The sequence below is a fragment of the Streptomyces pluripotens genome (assembly GCF_000802245.2).
GTDB lineage: Bacteria > Actinomycetota > Actinomycetes > Streptomycetales > Streptomycetaceae > Streptomyces > Streptomyces pluripotens.
Genome location: NZ_CP021080.1, coordinates 3,543,783 through 3,564,531, shown reverse-complemented (window position 1 = coordinate 3,564,531; position 20,749 = coordinate 3,543,783). Strand labels below are relative to the sequence as shown.

Annotated in this window: 15 protein-coding genes; 9 read left to right on the top strand and 6 right to left on the bottom strand. The window is 66.3% G+C overall.

Translation table 11 applies throughout. From position 1 onward, the window contains the following. Window positions 1-13: 13 nt before the first annotated feature. The 3 genes from rpsR to rpsF form a co-directional block, all read right to left on the bottom strand. Window positions 14-250 carry a 30S ribosomal protein S18 gene (gene rpsR, locus LK06_RS16000; RefSeq protein WP_003949403.1) on the bottom strand — a complete coding sequence of 79 codons (237 nt, stop codon included), beginning with the start codon at window positions 248-250 and terminating at the stop codon, window positions 14-16. Between the two features lie 57 nt (window positions 251-307). Next, window positions 308-880 carry a single-stranded DNA-binding protein gene (locus LK06_RS15995; protein ID WP_039655607.1) on the bottom strand — a complete coding sequence of 191 codons (573 nt, stop codon included), beginning with the start codon at window positions 878-880 and terminating at the stop codon, window positions 308-310. A 75-nt stretch (window positions 881-955) separates the two neighbouring features. Beyond that, window positions 956-1,246 (bottom strand): 30S ribosomal protein S6, encoded by a 291-nt coding sequence (rpsF, locus tag LK06_RS15990; protein WP_004985983.1) that lies wholly within the window; start codon window positions 1,244-1,246, stop codon window positions 956-958. Between the two features lie 283 nt (window positions 1,247-1,529). Between rpsF and LK06_RS15985 the strand changes: the two genes are divergently transcribed. The 3 genes from LK06_RS15985 (at window position 1,530) to LK06_RS15975 (ending at window position 4,259) form a co-directional block, all read left to right on the top strand. Further along, window positions 1,530-1,841 carry a hypothetical protein gene (locus LK06_RS15985; protein WP_039655604.1) on the top strand — a complete coding sequence of 104 codons (312 nt, stop codon included), beginning with the start codon at window positions 1,530-1,532 and terminating at the stop codon, window positions 1,839-1,841. Between the two features lie 181 nt (window positions 1,842-2,022). Continuing rightward, a complete protein-coding gene (femX, locus tag LK06_RS15980) occupies window positions 2,023-3,144 on the top strand; it encodes a peptidoglycan bridge formation glycyltransferase FemX (protein ID WP_039655602.1) in 1,122 nt (373 codons plus the stop codon). Window positions 3,145-3,227: 83 nt separating this feature from the next. Continuing rightward, entirely contained in the window at window positions 3,228-4,259 is a 1,032-nt protein-coding gene (locus LK06_RS15975; protein ID WP_039655601.1) for an alanine racemase, read from the top strand. A 115-nt stretch (window positions 4,260-4,374) separates the two neighbouring features. On the opposite strand, the gene LK06_RS15970 is transcribed toward LK06_RS15975, so the two are convergent. Both LK06_RS15970 and LK06_RS15965 read right to left on the bottom strand, forming a co-directional pair. Next, on the bottom strand, window positions 4,375-5,910 hold the full coding sequence (locus LK06_RS15970; protein WP_174673882.1) for a glycosyltransferase family 87 protein: 1,536 nt from the start codon (window positions 5,908-5,910) through the stop codon (window positions 4,375-4,377). Between the two features lie 124 nt (window positions 5,911-6,034). After that, complete coding sequence (locus LK06_RS15965; protein ID WP_078858774.1) at window positions 6,035-8,713, bottom strand: transglycosylase domain-containing protein; 2,679 nt, start codon at window positions 8,711-8,713, stop codon at window positions 6,035-6,037. Window positions 8,714-9,106: 393 nt separating this feature from the next. Between LK06_RS15965 and LK06_RS15960 the strand changes: the two genes are divergently transcribed. The 3 genes from LK06_RS15960 to LK06_RS15950 all read left to right on the top strand — a co-directional run bounded on the left by LK06_RS15960 (window position 9,107) and on the right by LK06_RS15950 (window position 12,281). Beyond that, a complete protein-coding gene (locus LK06_RS15960) occupies window positions 9,107-9,790 on the top strand; it encodes a PadR family transcriptional regulator (protein ID WP_039655599.1) in 684 nt (227 codons plus the stop codon). 43 nt (window positions 9,791-9,833) lie between these two features. Further along, entirely contained in the window at window positions 9,834-10,916 is a 1,083-nt protein-coding gene (locus LK06_RS15955) for an inositol-3-phosphate synthase (RefSeq protein ID WP_039655597.1), read from the top strand. Between the two features lie 102 nt (window positions 10,917-11,018). Next, window positions 11,019-12,281, top strand: coding sequence for an MFS transporter (locus LK06_RS15950; RefSeq protein WP_039655595.1), 1,263 nt, complete (start codon window positions 11,019-11,021; stop codon window positions 12,279-12,281). Window positions 12,282-12,391: 110 nt separating this feature from the next. Here the strand turns inward: LK06_RS15950 and LK06_RS15945 are convergent, their stop codons facing one another. Continuing rightward, window positions 12,392-13,834 carry a CCA tRNA nucleotidyltransferase gene (locus LK06_RS15945; protein WP_039655593.1) on the bottom strand — a complete coding sequence of 481 codons (1,443 nt, stop codon included), beginning with the start codon at window positions 13,832-13,834 and terminating at the stop codon, window positions 12,392-12,394. 274 nt (window positions 13,835-14,108) lie between these two features. Between LK06_RS15945 and LK06_RS15940 the strand changes: the two genes are divergently transcribed. The 3 genes from LK06_RS15940 to LK06_RS15930 all read left to right on the top strand — a co-directional run bounded on the left by LK06_RS15940 (window position 14,109) and on the right by LK06_RS15930 (window position 20,724). Continuing rightward, entirely contained in the window at window positions 14,109-16,481 is a 2,373-nt protein-coding gene (locus LK06_RS15940) for a DUF6049 family protein (protein WP_039655592.1), read from the top strand. A gap of 45 nt (window positions 16,482-16,526) precedes the next feature. Continuing rightward, window positions 16,527-18,884, top strand: a complete 2,358-nt coding sequence (murJ, locus tag LK06_RS15935; protein WP_039655590.1) for a murein biosynthesis integral membrane protein MurJ — start codon at window positions 16,527-16,529, stop codon at window positions 18,882-18,884. A gap of 118 nt (window positions 18,885-19,002) precedes the next feature. Then, window positions 19,003-20,724, top strand: coding sequence for a protein kinase family protein (locus LK06_RS15930; RefSeq protein WP_039655588.1), 1,722 nt, complete (start codon window positions 19,003-19,005; stop codon window positions 20,722-20,724). Window positions 20,725-20,749 lie beyond the last annotated feature (25 nt).

Here is a 20,749-nt window from a genome sequence, read left to right as displayed (position 1 = left end):
AGTCACCCTTCCCTTAGCGCGCGGTGGAGGTGTAGGGCAGCAGCGCCATCTCACGGCTGTTCTTGACGGCCGTGGCGACGTCACGCTGGTGCTGCGTGCAGTTGCCGGTCACGCGGCGAGCACGGATCTTGCCGCGGTCGGAAATGAACTTCCGCAGCATGTTCGTGTCCTTGTAGTCCACGTACGTGACCTTGTCCTTGCAGAAAGCGCAGACCTTCTTCTTCGGCTTGCGCACAGGCGGCTTCGCCATGGTGTTTCTCCTGTGTGATCAAGAAGTTTGGGTACGACCCACCCTCGGCCCGAAGGCTCAGAAGGGGGGCTCGTCCGAGTAGCCGCCACCGCCGCCGGAGCCACCGCCCCAGCCACCGCCCTGGTTGCCGCCGGCAGGGGTGCCGGAAGCCCACGGATCGTCAGCGGGAGCACCGCCTTGGCCACCGCCCTGAGGGCCGCTGGGGCCTCCGCCCCAGCCGCCGCCCTGGCCGCCGCCGTAACCACCCTGGCCACCGCGAGCGCCACCGGAGGTCTTGGTGACCTTGGCCGTGGCGTTGCGCAGGCTGGCGCCGACTTCCTCGACGTCCAGTTCGTAGACCGTGCGCTTGACGCCCTCACGGTCCTCGTAGGACCGCTGCTTCAGTCGGCCCTGCACGATGACGCGCATGCCTCGCTGGAGCGATTCAGCGACGTTCTCCGCCGCCTGACGCCAGACCGAGCAGGTCAGGAAGAGGCTCTCGCCGTCCTTCCACTCGTTCGTCTGGCGGTCGAAGGTGCGAGGAGTGGACGCGACGCGGAACTTCGCGACCGCCGCACCGGACGGGGTGAAGCGCAGCTCGGGGTCGTCGACAAGATTGCCGATGACCGTGATGACGGTCTCGCCTGCCATGGGGGAACCTCTCGGCGGGTTTGCTGCTGGCTGCTTGCTGCTACTCGAATCCCGAGATCAGCTGAGCGGGAAGGCTCAGTGGGTCTCGGGGCGGAGGACCTTGGTCCGAAGGACCGACTCGTTCAGGTTCATCTGGCGGTCGAGCTCCTTCACGACCGCAGGCTCGGCCTGCAGGTCGATGACCGAGTAGATGCCCTCGGGCTTCTTCTTGATCTCGTACGAGAGACGACGACGGCCCCAGGTGTCGACCTTCTCAACCTTGCCGCCGCCATCGCGAACGACGGACAGGAAGTTCTCGATCAGCGGGGAGACAGCACGCTCTTCGAGATCGGGGTCGAGGATGACCATCACCTCGTAGTGACGCATGTGGAACCCACCTCCTTTGGACTCAGCGGCCACGGTCGTTCCGTGGCAGGAGGGTTGTGATGCGTACGCAACGGTATCGGCCGCCACTGACAATCTCGGGGTTCCGCCGGGGACCCCGCAGTGTGACCGCAGCCCTGTCGGGCAGGTCTGAACAGACACCGGTGCAGACGGTACAGAGTACCCGCACACCGCTTGCGGTTGAAATCCGGCGGTGGGAGCCGTCAATCTGTACACATCGGGTGTGTACGGCGCTACGATGCGCCGCCTTCCGCAGGAGGTGCCCATGGCACAGGCATTGCGACCCAACACCGCCGGTTCTCTCTTCGCCACGGATGGCAAGCCCCATCCGCTTCAGGACACCCTGGTGGTGGTCACGCTCGTACTCGGCGTGACGGCCTTCATCACCGGCTTTTTCGACGGCCTTCACCTGCTGGCGTCCTGGGCCGGCCTGGTGGGGATCCTGACCGGGGCGTACGGGCAGTGGATCTCGGAGACCACACGTGAGCGCTTCGGCCTGATCCTCGGGCTCGGCGCATCAGGTGTCGGTTTCTTCCTCGGCATGGCGAACGGCGGGCTGTTCGGCGGGCTGTTCTAGCCGCCCGCCTCTCCCCGCTCGTCGGGCACCTCTCGCCGCCCGCTCCTTCGCCCCGGACAGCACGTCGACCGGGGCGAAGGAGCGGCACGCCCGGTCAGCGCGCTCACACGGCGCAGTAGGCTTCGGCGCTAGAGCCGGAGCCCCTGTACCCATGGGGACACACCAGCCCGAGGAGCCCCGAATGAGCCTGACCCTGAGGACTATTAGTCGCGAGCAGCATCTGGCCTACCTCCAGAGCCTGCCGGCGGCGAGCCACATGCAGGTGCCGGCCTGGGCCGACGTGAAGGCAGAGTGGCGCTCAGAGAGCCTCGGCTGGTTCGACGAGCGCACGGGCGAAATGGTCGGCGCGGGTCTGGTCCTCTACCGTCAATTGCCCAAGATCAAGCGCTACCTCGCCTATCTCCCCGAGGGTCCGGTGATCAACTGGTTCGCGCCGAACCTGGACGACTGGATCCAGCCGATGCTGGCTCATCTGAAGCAACAGGGCGCCTTCTCGGTGAAGATGGGCCCGCCGGTGATCATCCGACGCTGGAACGCCGAGACCATCAAGAAGGGCATCCAGGACCCGGACGTCAAGCGTCTACGCGACATGGAGGCCGACTTCATTGAGCCGCGCGCCTTCGAGGTGGCCGACAAGCTGCGCCGCATGGGCTGGCAGCAGGGCGAGGACGGCGGCGCCGGCTTCGGCGACGTGCAGCCCCGGTATGTGTTCCAGGTACCGCTGGCCAACCGCTCCCTCGAAGAAGTGCACAAGAACTTCAACCAACTCTGGCGCCGCAACATCAAGAAGGCCGAGAAGGCCGGCGTCGAGGTTGTCCAGGGTGGTTACCAGGACCTGCCTGAGTGGCAGCGGCTGTACGAGATCACGGCGGTACGCGACCACTTCCGGCCCCGCCCGCTGTCCTATTTCCAGCGCATGTGGACGGCCCTCAACACCGAGGACCCCAACCGCATGCGCCTGTACTTCGCCCGGCACAACGGCGTAAACCTTTCAGCGGCGACGATGCTGATCGTCGGCGGCCACGTGTGGTACTCCTACGGCGCCTCCGACAACATCGGCCGCGAGGTCCGGCCCTCCAACGCGATGCAATGGCGGATGCTGTGCGACGCCTACGCGCTCGGCGCCACGGTCTACGACCTGCGCGGCATCTCCGACTCGCTCGACGAGACGGACCACCTGTTCGGCCTCATTCAGTTCAAGGTCGGCACGGGCGGGCAGGCCGCCGAGTACCTCGGCGAGTGGGACTTCCCGCTGAACAAGCTGCTCCACAAAGCGCTCGACATGTACATGTCGCGCCGCTGAACCGCGGGCGTTTGATTCCATAGCCTTCATAGCTTTCGCACCTCTAGTACACCGCAGCCACGAGAAAGGTTCCGGGTCCGGCCATGGCGCTCACGCTCTACGTCGACACCGCGCGCTGGCGGGCGCACCACAAGCACGTGCAGGAGCAATTCCCGGGTCTAGTCCCGGTCTGCAAGGGCAACGGCTACGGCTTCGGACACGAAAGGCTGGCCGAGGAGGCCACGCGGCTCGGTGCGGACCTACTCGCCGTCGGCACGACCTACGAGGCCGCGCGCATCAAGGACTGGTTCGGCGGGGACCTTCTGGTACTGACGCCGTACCGGCGCGGTGAGGAGCCCGTGCCACTGCCCGACCGGGTGGTGCGTTCGGTGTCGTCGATCGACGGCGTGTACGGTCTCGTCGGCGCCCGTGTCGTCATCGAGGTGATGTCCTCGATGAAACGGCACGGCGTCAGCGAGCAGGACCTGCCGCAGCTGCACCAGGCGATAGAGAACGTCCGGCTGGAGGGCTTCGCCATCCATCTGCCGCTGGACCGCACTGACGGATCGGACGCCGTCGAAGAGGTCATCGGCTGGATGGACCGGCTGCGCGCAGCCAGGCTGCCGCTGCACACGATGTTCGTCAGCCACCTCAAGGCTGACGAACTCGCCCGGCTCCAGCAACAGTTCCCGCAGACCCGGTTCCGCGCTCGTATCGGCACACGGCTATGGCTGGGGGACCACGAGGCCACCGAGTACCGCGGCACGGTCCTGGACGTCACGCGCGTGGCCAGAGGTGACCGGTTCGGCTATCGGCAGCAGAAGGCGGCCTCGGACGGCTACCTGGTGGTGGTGGCAGGCGGCACGTCACACGGGGTGGGTCTGGAGGCCCCGAAGGCTCTGCACGGCGTCATGCCGCGCGCCAAGGGTGTCGCCCGGGCCGGCCTCGCCACGGTCAACCGGAATCTTTCGCCGTTCGTCTGGGGCGGCAAGCAGCGCTGGTTCGCCGAGCCACCGCACATGCAGGTGTCGATCCTTTTCGTCCCTTCGGACGCCCCGGAGCCGAAGGTCGGTGACGAACTGGTGGCCCATCTGCGGCACACGACAACACAGTTTGACCGGCTCGTGGACTACTAGGACAGCCAGCCGTACCGGAAAGAGCCCGGCCGGAATAGCCGTATCGGGCGGGCAACGGGCCGTACACGAATCGCTCGTGTACGGCCTCCCTCATGAGGGCCCGAGAGCCGCTCCCTCAGAGCGAACTCTCCTCGTGGGGCAACGGTGCGGACGTACCCCAGCCCACCTGGGGCCTGTCGGCATGGGCCGCGTGCCGTGGTGGGTGGGCCGCCGCGCCGAGCACGAAGACGTCCTGGGCTCCGTCGAGCACCCCTCCCGAGGGGTCGTCGTCGCCGGATCGCCGCACAACGTCCCGCTCCGGCATGAGGATGTCCCGCACGACGACGGCGCACAGGTAAAGCGTGCCCAGCAGGTGCAGCACGATCGCCAGGTGATAGCCGTGCGTCGGCAGACCTTTGTGAGCGTCTCCACTGGTCGTGTAGGCGAGGTACATCCAGATGCCGAGGAAATACGCCACCTCGCACGCCTGCCAGATCAGGAAGTCCCTCCACTTGGGCCGGGCGAGGACAGCCAGCGGCACCAGCCACAGGACGTACTGCGGGGAATAGACCTTGTTGGTGACAATGAACGCCGCCACCATCAGAAAGGCCAGTTGGGCGAAGCGCGGTCGGCGTGGAGCAGTGAACGTCAGCGCGCCGATACCGAGGAAGCACACCACCATCAGCGCCGAGGCAGCGATGTTCACGAAGTCGGTAGTGGGCGGGTTACTGGAGTTCTGCGCCCAGATCAGCCAGAACGACCCGAAGTCGACACCGCGCTCCTTGCTGAAGGTGTAGAACTTGGCCCACCCCTCGCGGATGTGGAAACCCGTCGCGTCGTGATTGATCATCACTGGCAGGTTGACCACCAGCCAGGCGCCCACTGCCCCGCCCACGGCCTGGAAGAACTGCCGCCATTGAGCGGCCCTCCAGCACAGCACGAGTAGCGGGCCCAGCAGCAGAACGGGATAGAGCTTGGCTGCCGTGGCCAGTCCGAGCAGGACACCGAAGGCGAGGGCCCGGCCCCGTGACCACATGAGCATCGCGGCAGCGGTGAAAGCGACGGCGAAGAGGTCCCAGTTGATGGTCGCCGTCAACGCGAAGGCGGGCGCCAGGGCGACAAGCAGGCCGTCCCAGGGACGGCGTCCATGGGTCCGGGCCACGCATACGGCAATGACAGCCGCGCACACCATCAGCAACCCGGCGTTGACGAACCAGTACCACTGCTCCTGGTGCTGGATGGTGCCGCTGTGCGGGGTCAGCCAGGATGCCACCTCCATGAATACACCGGTCAGTACCGGATATTCGAGGTAGTCCATGTCGCCAGGAAGTTTGTCGAAGTACGGCACGAGGTGGTCGGCGAACCCGCGGCCTTGGTAGAGGTGCGGGATGTCCGAGTAGCAGGCGTGCGTGTACTGGCTACTCGCTCCGAAGAACCAGGCGCTCTGGTAGCACGGCGCCTTCTGGACCAGGCCGAGGGCGAACATAGCGATGGCCACGAGCACAACGACCCGTACAGGAGTCCACCAGGAAGTCCCGAAGAGGGCACGCCGCCCGATGGGACCGCCGATCAGTTCGCTGCCAGCCGCGGCGACCTCGTCCTCTCTGGTGGGCTGCACCGGTTCGGCCTCGGGCTTGGGCATGCTCGCGGGCGTCATCTCTGCACTGGGCATGGGCCACATCCTGCCGTACCTGCCTTGGAAAGAGCCGAGGGCCGCCGCACCTCGTCGGTGCGGCGGCCCATGTTTCACGTGAAACACCCTCAGTGGGCGATATGGATGTCAACCAGTTCGACGGCTAACCGGTCGGTCCGGAGAGGATGCCTCCTCCATTGCCGTTTCCTCGGGTGGTGCTTGCCGTGGTCGTGTCGGTGCCAGTGGGCGTCGGACTGGCATCTCCGGTTGCACCACCAGCGCCCACACCACCAAGGCCACCGCCGCCATTGCCATTGCTGTTTCCGTTGCCGTTGCAGTTGCTGCCCCAGCCCCACTGACAGGTCTGGCTCGGCGTTGGGGAGGGGGTGATGACCGTCTCGCTGGGAGTCGGACTCGGCGTTTCGCTCGGCGTTTCGCTCGGCGTGATGCTTACGGTCGGAGTCGGAGAGGGCGCACCCGGCTCGTCTTGGGCCTCTCCGATGTCGGTGGCCTCGGGGAATCCGGGATCGGACTTGCCCTTCAGCGCGACCTTCATGTAGTCGGTCCACACCAGCGTCGGGATGTCACCACCGTGGATGGAGTCCACGCCGGCTGTGCCGTACATGGAGATCAGCCCGCTCTTCTTGGGGTTCTCCCTGAACATCGTGACCGCGGTGGAAAGCTGCTGGGTGTATCCCACGAACCAGGCCGACTTGTTCTTGTCCGTAGTACCGGTCTTGCCAGCCGCTGTACGGCCAATGGCCTTGGCGTTCTGGGCCGTACCGTTCTGGATGACGTTCTCCAGGACGTCTGTGACGTTGTTCGCCACATTGGCGGGCATCACCCGATTCGGCTTCGGCTTGGCAAAACCGGGCAGATTCTCCCCTCCGTGCGTGACAGAGGTCACCGAGTAAGGGTCGGTGTGCCTGCCTTGCGCAGCGAATGTCGCATAGGCATCGGCCATGCGGATCGCGCTAGGAGTCGAGGTGCCAATGGCGAACGACGGATCAGGGTATTTCGGCATGCTCTGGTCCAGGATGCCGGCGGACTTGGCGACGTTACGCACCTTCGACAGCCCCACATCCACACTGAGCTGGACGAACGGGGAGTTGATCGACTGCTCCATCGCCTTGCGTAGGGTGATGTAACCCCAGGCCTTGGGGCCCTCGTTCTTCTGGCGGAAGACGGTGTTGTCCTTGTTCAGGTAATAGCTGCCGTCCGGTTTCTTGATCTTGATCAGGTCGTCACCGTTGTACTTGCTCATCGGCGACAGACCCACGCCGTCGGACCAGTAGGTGCCGTACTCCATGGCCGCCGCGAGGTCGAACGGCTTCCATGTCGAACCAACCGGGACGCCCGAGGTATTGGCATTGTTGCTGAAGTAGCCGTGCTCGTACCCTGCGCCGCCGTAGATCGCGACGATCGCGCCGTCATTGGGTACCACTGACGCCGCGCCGAACTGGACGTACTTGTCCTTCGGCTTCTTCGGATCGATACGTGCCTTCTCGATCTTCTTTACGGCCGCGTTGAGCGCGTCGACCTTGTCCTTCTGGAAGGTGGTGTAGACCTGGTAGCCACCCTGGTCGAACTGCGCCTCCGTGATGTTGGAGTGGCTCAGGACGTACTTCTTGGCTGTGTCGACCAGGTAACTGATCTGGCCAGTCATCCCCTTCGTCGCCTTGCGGCCCTGTGGCATGGGGTATTTCTTGATGGCCTTCTGGTACTCGGCGTCGGTGAGATGCTTGTCCTTGTGCATCTCACCGAGGATCCAGGCCCAGCGATCATGGGAGCGCTGGTAGTTGGCCTGCCGGGTTGCCGACCTGTCGAGGTCCACGGCTCCTGCAGGGTCATAGTACGTAGGCCCCTTGAGTAGCGCCGCGAGCACGGCGCACTCGCTCGGTTTGAGGTCGACCGCGTTCTTGCCGTAGTAGGTCTGCGCCGCCGCCTGGATACCGTACGCACCGCGGCCGAAGTAAGAGGTGTTCAGGTAACCCTGAAGGATCTGGTCCTTCTTGAGCTTCGTGCCCACCTTTATGGAGATGAACAACTCCTTGAACTTGCGGGTGATGGTCTGGTCCTGACTCAGGTACGTGTTCTTCACGTACTGCTGGGTGATCGTCGACCCACCCTGTGTCTGACCACCTCGTGCCATATTGAGCACCGCTCGCGCAATGCCCATGGGATCAATGCCGGAATCCTGGTAGAAGGACTTGTTCTCAGCAGAGATCACCGCGTACCGCATGGCCGGGGGAATCTGATCGATGTTGACGTTCTGCCGGTTGACGCCCGTGCCCGTCGCCACCATCCGCGTGTGGTCGGCCCAGTAGTAGACGTTGTTCTGGGACTTGGCGGCGAGGTTCTCATCAGGGATCTGCACCATGGCGAAGCCGACACCGACCAGCGCCACCATACTGCCGACGAAGCCGATGAACAGGCCGGTAACGAGCTTCCACGAGGGCGTCCAGCGGCGCCAGCCGTACTTGCCGGACCGGGGATAGTCAATGAACCGCTTCTTGGCCGGCTCCTGCCCCGCCCGGGCCCGGGTGGCCCGCCCGGGCCCGGGTGGCCCGCCCGGGCCTCCACGCCGGCCACCCTGGCCGGCGTTGTCAGCGGCTCGACGCCGGCCACTCCTCTGCGCGGTCCGGCGGGCATCTGCCCGACCGGTGTAAGGACGCTCTTCACCACCCGAGCCACCGGAGTCCGACCCATAGGAGTCGGCAGGAGACCCAGTGGCGCCTCGCGGTGCCGCCCGGCGACCGGAGGACGAGCCGGACTGGCCGCGTCGGGCCGCGGCACGTCCGCCTCCCTGCGGCTGCGGCGGTTTGCGACGGTGCTCGCTCATCGAACGATTACTCCTCGGGCAGGCGCACCCGTGCGCCTGGAACGGCGGCTGGTTTCCGGTCCCCCCGAAGTACGGATGTGGTCGGTTCCGCATTCACCCGTACTGCACCGGGAACAACGACGCCCTCAGACATCGCTTGGTTCCCGGTGATGTGCATGGCGCACAGACTACGCACCGCCGAAACCCGCCGGTCCCCGAAGGTCACCCCAAAACAGGCAAGCTGCCTCCTACAAACCAGTGATGTGATCCCGTTCACCACGCTCCCTCTTGTCGCTTGCGCAAGGCCGTTCTATCGTGCTGATGTATCGAGTCGATACATCAGCACGACATAAGGACGCTGAGAGGCGCTACGAGACCTGCGGGACCAGCCTGCGGGACCGAGAGGAGGCGATCATGAGCCGGCGCTCCGGCATCCTTGAGTTCGCCGTGCTCGGTCTACTGCGTGAGTCCCCCATGCACGGTTACGAACTGCGCAAACGACTCAATACGTCACTGGGGGTGTTCCGCGCCTTCAGCTACGGAACCCTGTACCCCTGCCTCAAGACGCTGGTCGCCAACGGCTGGTTGATCGAGGAACCAGGCAGCACCCAGGAGGAAGCCCTCGCCGCTCCTCTCGCGGGCCGCCGCGCCAAGATCGTCTACCGATTGACGGCGGAAGGTAAGGAGCACTTCGAGGAGCTGCTCTCGCAGACCGGCCCCGACGCATATGAGGACGAGCACTTCGCCGCGCGGTTCGCCTTTTTCGGACAGACGTCGCGCGATGTGCGCATGCGCGTCCTGGAAGGCCGGCGCAGCCGCCTGGAGGAGCGCCTGGAGAAGATGGGCGCCTCCCTGGCACGTACCCGGGAGCGCCTCGACGATTACACGCTTGAGCTCCAGCGCCACGGTATGGAATCCGTGGAGCGCGAAGTGCGCTGGCTGAACGAGCTCATTGAGAGCGAGCGGGCCGGGCGGTACCTGAGGGGTTCCGCGTCCGGGGGGTCCGCTCAGCATGACACCACCACTGGATCGACGGGCGGCCTGCCCCGTGCCGGGGAGCACTCCGGCACGGATACGCCCGGCGACACCGCCACGTGAGACCCGCTCAGGGCCTCACTCGTACACACAGGGAGCAACCGGAATGGGTTCGGTTCGCGTAGCCATCGTCGGCGTGGGCAACTGCGCCGCGTCGCTGGTACAGGGAGTCGAGTACTACAAGGACGCCGACCCGGCGTCGAAGGTCCCCGGCCTGATGCACGTGCAGTTCGGTGACTACCACGTGCGCGACATCGAGTTCGTCGCCGCGTTCGACGTCGACGCCAAGAAGGTCGGCCTGGACCTCGCGGACGCCATCGGCGCCTCCGAGAACAACACCATCAAGATCTGCGACGTGCCCAACACCGGTGTCACCGTCCAGCGCGGCCACACCCTCGACGGCCTCGGCAAGTACTACCGTGCCACCATCGAGGAGTCCGAGGCCGAGCCGGTCGACGTCGTCCAGGTCCTGAAGGACAAGAAGGTCGACGTCCTGGTCTGTTACCTCCCCGTGGGCTCCGAGGACGCGGCGAAGTTCTACGCGCAGTGCGCCATCGAAGCCAAGGTCGCCTTCGTCAACGCCCTTCCGGTGTTCATCGCCGGCACCAAGGAATGGGCGGACAAGTTCACCGAGGCCGGTGTGCCGATCGTCGGTGACGACATCAAGTCCCAGGTCGGCGCCACCATCACGCACCGTGTCATGGCGAAGCTCTTCGAGGACCGGGGTGTCATCCTCGACCGCACGATGCAGCTGAACGTCGGCGGCAACATGGACTTCAAGAACATGCTTGAGCGTGAGCGCCTGGAGTCCAAGAAGATCTCCAAGACGCAGGCCGTCACCTCCCAGATCCCTGACCGGGACCTCGGCGAGAAGAATGTCCACATCGGCCCGTCCGACTACGTGGCCTGGCTGGACGACCGCAAGTGGGCCTATGTCCGCCTTGAGGGCCGTGCCTTCGGTGATGTCCCGCTGAACCTTGAGTACAAGCTTGAGGTCTGGGACTCCCCGAACTCCGCGGGCGTCATCATCGACGCGGTGCGCGCCGCGAAGATCGCCAAGGACCGCGGTATCGGCGGCCCGATCCTCTCCGCATCCTCGTACTTCATGAAGTCCCCGCCGGTCCAGTACTTCGACGACGAGGCCCGCGAGAACGTGGAGAAGTTCATCCGCGGCGAGGTCGAGCGCTGAGCTGCTGAGCCGCGCCGCCCGCACGAGACGCTCCTGCCAGGGCTGTGAAGGTCCCCGGGTTTCTTGGCCCGGGGACCTTCCGCATGTGTGAGGCTGTGCCACATGCCCGTCGTCCGTGACCTGCGCGTCCTACTGCGCCTGCGGTACTTCCGGCGTCTGCTGTACATCCGTCTCCTGTCTCAGGGTGCCGACGGCGTCTACCAGGTCGCACTCGCCGCTTACGTTGTCTTCTCCCCGGAGAAGCAGACATCGGCCACCGCGATTGCATCCGCTATGGCGGTCTTGCTGCTGCCGTACTCACTGGTCGGCCCCTTTGCAGGCGTCCTGCTGGACCGCTGGCAGCGCAGACAGGTTTTCGTGTACGGCAATCTGCTGCGCGCCCTATTGGCCGCGGTCACCGCCGTCCTGATGATCAGCAACGTCCCGGACTGGCTCTTCTATGTCTCCGCCCTGTGTGTCACAGCCGTGAACCGGTTCGTTCTCGCAGGGCTGTCCGCCGCGCTGCCCCGCGTGGTCGACACCGGACGTCTGGTGATGGCCAACTCTTTGTCCCCGACGGCCGGCACTCTTGCCGCGACTGCCGGCGGCGGCCTCGCCTTCGCCGTACGGCTCGCGACGTCGAGCTCCAATGCCACGGTGGTGCTGCTGGGCGCCCTCCTCTATCTGTGCGCAAGCCTCACGTCGCTGAGCATGGCGCCCACTCTCCTTGGCCCCGACCGGCAACCATTGCGGCCGCATCTGAGGGCTGTGCTCGCCGGCACGACACGTGATCTGGCCGCGGCCATGCGGCACCTGGGGATGCCCACACGCAGAGAAGCGGCTTGGGCGCTCGCCGTGATGACGCTGATGCGCTTCTGCTACGGCGCGCTTCTGGTGCTGCTCCTCATGCTGTGTCGGTACGCCCTCTCCGGCACCCCTGAGGAGGGACTGAGACTGCTGGGGTTGGCCGTGGCGCTGTCGGGCGCGGGATTCTTCACAGCGGCCGTGGTGACGCCCTGGGCAGCGGGACGCCTCGGCCCCGGCCGCTGGATCATGGTGTGCTCCGGTACCGCAGCGGTACTGGTCCCCGCCCTTGGCCTCCCATTCGCCACTGAGCCGCTCCTGATCGCAGCCTTCATCCTTGGCCTGACCACTCAGGGAGCCAAGATCGCCACTGACTCGATCGTGCAGGCATCCGTCGATGACAGCTACCGCGGCCGGATCTTCTCCGTGTACGACGTGCTCTTCAATATGGCATTCGTCGGCGCGGCAGGAGTGGCAGCCCTGATGCTTCCAGCGGACGGTCGCTCGTCGGTCCTGGTGGGGCTGGTCGCCCTGGTCTACGGCGGGGCTGCTGTGGCCCTGGCTGACTTCGAACGACGATGAGACCAGCGGTGCGACAAAGCTAGGGGTGGTGTTTCACGTGAAACACCACCCCTGCACACCGACGGCCAACGTGGGTGTTTCACGTGAAACGCCGCTCACCCAGGCTCAGCTCAAACCTGCCCGGCCCACCATTCCTTCAGGGCCGCCACCGCAACGTCGTGCCCCATCGGTCCGTTCTCCAGACGCAACTCCAGCATGTGCTTGTACGCCTTGCCGACGACCGGCCCGGGGCCGACACCAAGGATTTCCATGATCTGGTTGCCGTCGAGGTCAGGGCGGATCGCATCCAGCTCCTCCTGTTCCTGGAGCTGGGCGATGCGCTCCTCCAGACCGTCGTAGGCCCGGGACAGTGCGGCCGCCTTGCGCTTGTTCCGGGTCGTGCAGTCAGAACGCGTCAACTTATGCAGGCGATCCAGCAACGGGCCCGCGTCACGGACATAGCGGCGGACAGCCGAGTCCGTCCACTCACCGGTGCCGTATCCATGGAAACGCAGATGGAGTTCAACGAGCCGCGAGACGTCCTTCACGAGTTCGTTGGAGTACTTCAGGGCGATCATGCGCTTCTTGGTCATCTTGGCGCCGACCACCTCATGGTGGTGAAAGGAAACCCGGCCGTCCTTCTCGAAGCGGCGCGTGCGCGGCTTGCCAATGTCATGCAGCAGCGCTGCCAACCGGAGGGCGAGGTCGGGACCCCCCTGCTCCAGAGCAATCGCTTGTTCGAGGACGATCAGCGTGTGCTCGTACACATCCTTGTGCCGGTGGTGCTCGTCGCTCTCCAGACGCAGCGCCGGCAACTCCGGCAGTACGTGGTCGGCAAGCCCGGTATCGACGAGCAGAGTCAGTCCCTTACGCGGGCGTGCAGAGAGGACCAACTTGTTCAGCTCTTCCCGGACCCGCTCCGCCGAGACGATCTCGATGCGCGCCGCCATCTCCGTCATAGCGGCGACGACCTCGGTAGCAACGACGAAATCCAGCTGGGCTGCGAACCGTGCGGCCCGCATCATCCGGAGAGGGTCGTCCGAGAACGACTCCTCAGGCGTGCCCGGCGTACGCAGCAGACACGCCGTGAGGTCTTCCAGACCCCCGTGGGGATCGATGAACTCCTTCTCTGGGAGCGCCACGGCCATCGCATTGACCGTGAAGTCTCGACGTACCAAGTCCTCCTCGATGGAATCGCCGTAGGCCACCTCGGGCTTACGGGAGGTCCGGTCGTACGCCTCCGACCGGTAGGTGGTGATCTCGATCTGGTAACCGTCCTTCTGTGCGCCGACGGTACCGAAGGCGATTCCCACTTCCCAGACGGCGTCCGCCCATGGCCGAACAATCTTCAGCACGTCATCGGGACGAGCGTCCGTAGTGAAGTCCAGGTCATTGCCGAGCCGGCCAAGCAGCGCGTCACGCACCGACCCGCCAACCAGGGCGAGTGAGAACCCGGCCTCCTGGAATCGGCGAGCGAGATCGTCGGCAACGGGGGCCACCCGCAGCAGCTCGGTGACCGCGCGCTGCTGCGCCTGGCTGAGGGCAGAGGGAGTGTCTTCGTTGGGGTTCGGCACAACAGAAGAGGGTACGTGCCCCAGGCTCCGTGGAGCGCTCCAGCCCGGAACCCCGTCCCCCTCGCTGAAGCGCCACAGGCAGTTCCCGGCGTACAGCGGCCACCGCTGCCCTTGTGGCACTCGGCTACTCTCCGCTCGATAGCTGGATATAGACGAGATCACCGCTGTGCTTCGATCTTGTGGAGGAGACCACGGCACTTCCCCTCAGCGCGCATCGTTACCATGCGTGGACGCACATTCCGACGACCACTGACGACGAGGGACGGGCGAGCGCGTGGCCGAGGCGGCTGACTTCCAGGGGACCAGTGCCTCACTTGCCCGCCGCTGGCTGCGGCGCACCGGCGCATTGCTCGCTGGTGCACCCCTGCTGGCCGCTCTGCTCCAGCTGCCCCTCGCAGCGCCGGCGCAGGCCGTCTCCTCGGGTACCGTATCCGTCTCCCTGGACTCGTTCAGCCCCAGCGTCCCCACGGACGGCGACACACTCACGGTCTCCGGGACGGTGACCAACAATGGCAAGCGTGCCGTCACCAGTGCCCACGTAGGCCTGAGGGTAGGACCCCTGCTGAACACCCGCGCGGCCATCAGCGCCACCGCCCGCCACTCCACCGATCTTCAGTATGCTGCTGGCTCCGAGGTCGGCGGCAAGTACGAGCAGAAGTTCGCCACGCTGTCTCCGGGCGTCGCTGAGCACTTCAGTATCTCCGTCCCCGTGGACAAGCTCGACCTCGGCAATGACGGCGTCTACGAGTTCGACGTCACGCTGTCCGGTCAGACCTCCGCAGAGCACTGGCAGCAGCTACTCGGCGTCCGGCGGACCTTTCTGCCGTGGCAGCCGTCCGAGGCGGACACCAGGACGAAGACAACGTTCCTGTGGCCCCTGCTGTCCACTGTCCACATGACCGCCAAGACGGGCGCCGGTGAGCTGCAGACACCGGTGTTCCTCAACGACGACCTCGCCAAGGAGCTCGCGCCCGGCGGACGGCTGGCCGAGATGGTGGACCTGGGTAAGAGCCTGGACATCACTTGGGTGATCGATCCGGACCTGCTGGCCTCGGTGGATGCGATGGCGGCCGGTAACTACCGGATCCAGGGCGAGGGAAGTGGCACCACTGCCGGCTCCCGTGCTCATCAGGCGATCGCCAAGCAGTGGCTGGCGAACCTGCAGGCGGCGGTGACCGGCAAGGAGGTCGTCGCGTTGCCCTTTGCTGATCCGGACCTGGCCTCTCTCGCCCACAACGGCACCAACGTCACCGGCTCGCTGAGCCACCTCAAGGACGCCACTGACGTCGCCGCCACCACCGTCAAGACCGTGCTCCACGTCACACCGAGCACAGACTTCGCCTGGCCTGTCGACGGCGCAGTAGATCCATCGATCATGAAGGTCGCCACCTCGGCCGGGGCCGACCGGGTGATCGCCCGCAGCGACAGCCTGCGGGAGAGCTCCAGGCTTCCCTATACGCCTTCCGCGGCCCGCCCGGTCGGCGCTGGCACCACGGCGGTGGTCTCCGACGCCGAGCTGTCCACCGCCTTCGAGGGCGACCTGACGAGGGCGAACTCGACCACGCTCGCCATTCAGCAGTTCCTGGCCCAGAGCCTTGAACTGAACGCTCAGACGGACAAGCAGCGCAGCATCGTAGTGGCCCCGCAGCGCATGCCCACCGCGAGCCAGGCACAGGCCATGGCAGCCGCGCTCAGGGCGCTCCAGGGCAACACCTGGTCCCAGCCCCAGGACCTCACGGCAGCGGCCAAGGACAAGCCCGATCCCAACGCCACCACGCGCATCCCGTCGAGGTCTGTCTATCCGTCCTCGCTAGGCCGGCAAGAGCTACCGAAGGCGGGTTTCGAGCAGATCGCACGCACCCAGGACAAGCTGGGCAACTTCCAGGTGATCCTCTCCGACCCGTCTCGCGTGGTCACACCGTTCGGGCGGGCCATAAACCGTGAGATGTCCACATCGTGGCGCGGGCGGAGCGACAAGGCGGATGGCTACCGGGACGGTGTGGAGGCTTGGCTCGACGACCTCGCCGACCAGGTGAAGCTGATCGACAAGTCGGAGACCAAACTCTCCGGCCGCAGCGCCACCATCCCCGTGACCGTCCAGAACAATCTCGTCCAGCCCGTCGGCCACCTGGTCCTCCGTCTCACATCGACCATGCCGACCCGTCTGAAGATCGGTGGCAAGGCCTATTACGGACAGCCTGTGGAGGTCGCTGGCGGGCACAGCCAGTCAGTAAAGTTCACCACCTCGGCCAACGCCAATGGCCGCGTCACGGTGATCGCACAGCTGTATACGGAGGACGGCCAGATGTACGGCTCCCCGGTCAGTTTCGATGTGAAGGTCACCGAGGTCACACCCACGGTCATGCTGGTCATCGGCGGCGGCGTACTCCTGCTGGTCCTCGCCGGCTTCCGGATGTACACCCAGCGCAAGCGGGCGGCCGCCCGCCAAGCCGAGGAGGGCGGCGCCGGCACCATGACGGAGGACACCGAGGAACCCGGGAACCCTGGCAGCTCCGCAGACCGTCTCACCGGCAAGTCCGGCTCTGCCTCCGAGGCAGACGACCCGGAGCAGCCGAGTGACCCTGCGCCGGACACCGCACCGGAAAGCGCCGACCCGTCCGAATCGGGTGAGAGAGTGGACCGTTGAGCGATGTCGTGGCCGGTGGGCCCGGGACGATGAGGTGGGGTAAGCATGAACGCGCCGTACGACGGTGATCGCGGCCAGGGCGCGGCCGGCTCGGGCTACCCCGAGACGCCGCCCGAGCCCGGCCAGGTGCCGCCGCAGCACGCGGGGGACATGTACCTCCAGGACGCCTACGAACAGGATCCCTACCGGGCGCACGACCTGGCGGCCCAGGACCCGGTCGCCGAGGCGCTCTACGACCGCGCCGCGCACCCGCCGCCCCTCGGCGGCCACGACCAGCAGCCGCTGTACGCGCAGCCGGCCCAGTCGCCGTACGCTCCCGACCCGCGTGTGTGGGCACAGACTCCGGCACCGGAGCCGGAGGGCGGGAACCGGTACCTGCCCTACGGCGACGATCCGCGAACGACCCAGTTCGTGGGGGTGGACGACCTGATGGCGCACTCCGGCGAGGAGTACCACGAGCCGGACGCGTTCGCACACCTCTTCAAGGACCAGCAGCAGAGCGGCGGGCCCGTGTCCATGGAGCCCAGGGCCGTCCCGGGACCGACCGCTGCACCGGGCACCGGGCCAGGAGGGGCGACACAGGCAAGCGCGGAACAGTATCCGCCGCAGTTCGGGCAGGGGCCGCAGCAGGGCAACCCGTATGCCGCGGCGGCCTACCCGGCCGCTCCCTCTACTGCCGGTAACCCGGTGCCTGCCCCGACCGGTGCCGCGGAGTCGGCCGGACCGGCCGGCTCCGCCGATCCCGCGGCCCCTGCCGCGCCCGCGAAGAAGCCCGGCAAGGCTGCGGGCCTGCTCAAATCCAGTGCCGTCATGGCGGCGGGCACGATGATCTCCCGCCTCACCGGGTTCGTCCGCTCCGCGCTGATCGCGGCGTCCCTGGGCCTCTACGTCCTCGCCGACTCCTTCCAGGTGGCCTATCAGCTGCCGACGATGATCTACATCCTGACCGTAGGTGGCGGACTCAACTCCGTCTTCGTGCCGCAACTGGTGCGGTCCATGAAGGAGGACGAAGACGGCGGGGAGGCCTTCGCCAACCGTCTCCTCACCCTCGTCATGGTGGCACTGGCCGCGCTCACCGGCCTCGCCATGTTCGCGGCGCCCCTCCTGGTGCGACTGCTGTCCACCCCCATCGCCAACAATCCGGCGGCGAACGAGGTGGCGGTTACTTTCACCCGCTACTTCCTGCCCTCGATCTTCTTCATGGGCATCCATGTGGTGATGGGCCAGATCCTCAACGCCCGCGGGAAGTTCGGCCCGATGATGTGGACTCCGGTCCTGAACAACATCGTCATCATCGTGACGCTCAGCATGTTCATCTGGGTCTACGGCACCGCCGCCCACTCACACATGTCCGTCACCAGCATCCCGCCGGAGGGTCAGCGGCTGCTCGGTATCGGTGTACTGCTCGGCCTGGTCGTCCAGGCGCTGGCGATGATCCCCTACCTGAAGGAGACGGGCTTCCGGATCCGGCTGCGCTTCGACTGGAGGGGGCACGGCCTGGGCAAGGCCGCGATGCTCGCCAAGTGGACGGTCCTGTTCGTCCTCGCCAACCAGGCCGGCGCCATGGTCGTGACCCAGCTGTCGACCGCCGCCGGCAAGGACTCCGGCATCAAGGGCACCGGTTTCGCCGCCTATGCGAACGCCCAGCTGATCTGGGGCCTGCCCCAGGCCATCATCACGGTGTCCCTGATGGCGGCGCTGCTGCCGCGCATCTCGCGCTCGGCCGCCGAGGGCGACGGCGGTGCCGTCCGCGACGACATCTCCCAGGGCCTGCGCACCACGGCGGTCGCCATCGTGCCCATTGCCTTCGGCTTCCTCGCCCTCGGCATCCCGATGTGCACGCTGATCTTCGGCTCCGCCGGCACCAGCGCGGCCACCAACATGGGCTTCATGCTGATGGCCTTCGGCCTCGGCCTGATCCCCTACTCCGTGCAGTACGTCGTCCTGCGTGCCTTCTACGCCTACGAGGACACCCGCACCCCCTTCTACAACACCGTCATCGTGGCTGCGGTCAACGCAGGCGCCTCCGCACTCTGCTACTTCCTGTTGCCACCCCGGTGGGCCGTTGCCGGTATGGCCACCGCTTACGGACTCGCCTACGCCATCGGTGTGGGCGTCGCCTGGAAGCGGCTGCGCAAGCGGTTGGGCGGCGACCTGGACGGAGCCAGGGTGCTGCGGACCTACGCTCGTCTGGGCATCGCCTCGGTACCGGCGGTTCTGCTCAGCGGCGCGGCCTGTTACGGCATCGGGCACACCCTCGGCCAGGGCGCCATCGGCTCCTTCGCCGCGCTCCTAGCCGGCGGAGCCGTGCTGCTCGGCGTCTTCTACATCGCCGCCCGCCGTATGCGCATCGAGGAACTCAACTCCCTCGTGGGAATGGTTCGCGGGCGACTGGGACGCTGAGGCGGGGGTAAGCGCACAACCATCGTCCGCTGCTGTGTGTCGTGCATAGCGGCGGACTGTGGGCACAATTGGTTTCGGCGTCGAACAGCGTGCAACGGATGGGGAGGCAGGGACGACGGTGGCGGAACGAAGCACAGCTGCCGTCGACGTGGCAGACAACAGCGGTGAGCAGCCGCTGACCGCCAAGGCGGACCAGTCCACGGCCGACGGGGTGGCCAAGAACCCAGAGCGGGACACGGACAGCGATGAGACGCAGGGGAGCGGCGCAATCGAAGGTCCCGGAAAGCAGGCCTCGCCTCCCGAACTGCACAGCGGTCACAAGCTCGCCAGACGCTACCGGCTGGAGGAGTGCGTCACCCGTCTGGACGGATTCAGTAGTTGGCGTGCGGTCGACGAGAAACTCCGGCGTGCCGTCGGCGTCCATGTACTGCCCGCGGACCACGCACGAGCTCGTTCCGTACTGGCCGCCGCCCGCTCCTCCGCGCTGCTCGGCGATCCGCGCTTCGTGCAGGTCCTCGATGCGGTCGAGGAGAACGACCTCGTCTACGTCGTGCACGAGTGGCTGCCCGATGCCACAGAGCTGACCACGCTTCTCACGGCCGGCCCGCTGGAACCGCACGAAACCTACCAGATGGTCAGTCACATCGCCTCCGCCATGGCCGCCGCGCACCGCGAAGGCCTCGCCCATCTGCGACTCAACCCGAACGCCGTCCTGCGCACCTCCACCGGCCAGTGGCGCATCCGCGGCCTCGCCGTGAACGCCGCGCTGCGCGGCATCGGCTGCGCCGCCCCGCAGCGCACCGACACCGAGGCCATCGGCGCTCTGCTGTACGCGGCACTGACCCAACGCTGGCCGTACGAGAACGACGCCTATGGCCTGTCCGGCCTCCCCAAACACATCGGCCTCATCCCCCCGGACCAGGTGCGTGCCGGAGTCCACCGCGGCCTGTCCGAGCTGACCATGCGCGCTCTCGCCAACGACGGGGCCACCGCATCGCGCCATGAGGCTGCGTGCACCACGCCGGAGGAACTGGTGGAGGCCATCGGCGAGATGCCGCGCATCCGCCCGCCCGAGCCGGCGTTCACGGCCCCGCCGGAATACCAGCGCACGACCTACCAGCAGGGCACCTACGGCCGCCCGGCACCGCACCCCGGCGCCGCCCAGCCGATCGCAGCCCCGCCGCCCCCGCTGCAGAGCCGCACCGGAAAGGCCCTGAAGTGGGCGGTGTCAGCGCTCCTCATCGCCGCCCTCGGCCTGGGCAGCTGGCAATTGGCGGACGCGTTGATGGATCAGGGAGGCAAGCCCGAGGACACCAACAAGAGTCAGCAGACGGGCGCCAACGACAAGAATCCCGCGAAGCCGAAGCCGACTCCGATAAAGATCCAGAACAGTCAGGAATTCGTCGCCAAGGGGGACCCCCAGCACCCCAACGACGTACGGAAAACCTACGACGGTGACGCATCCACGTACTGGAGGACCAAGAGCTTCAACGACGGCCCTTCGATCGCCCCGCTCAAGCCGGGTGTCGGCATCGTCTACGATCTCGGCTCAGCCAGGAAGCTCAGCACTGCCACCATCGATCTCCGGTACCCGGGCGACCACACGACCGTCGAGCTGTACGCGGCCGATTCGCTGACCCCGCCGTCGCTGGGCTCAATGCATCAGATCGGCAAGGTCACGACGACGGGCACCACCGCTACCGTGAATGTCACCAAGTCGGTCAAGACCCAGTACGTATTGGTCTGGCTGACAGCGGTGCCGAAGTCAGGGTATGACGCCGCCCTGTACGCCGGGGCCGGATACAAGCAGGCCATCAGCGAAGTGAAGTTCACGGGCTGACATCTCACCCGGAGCGGAGGGGGCA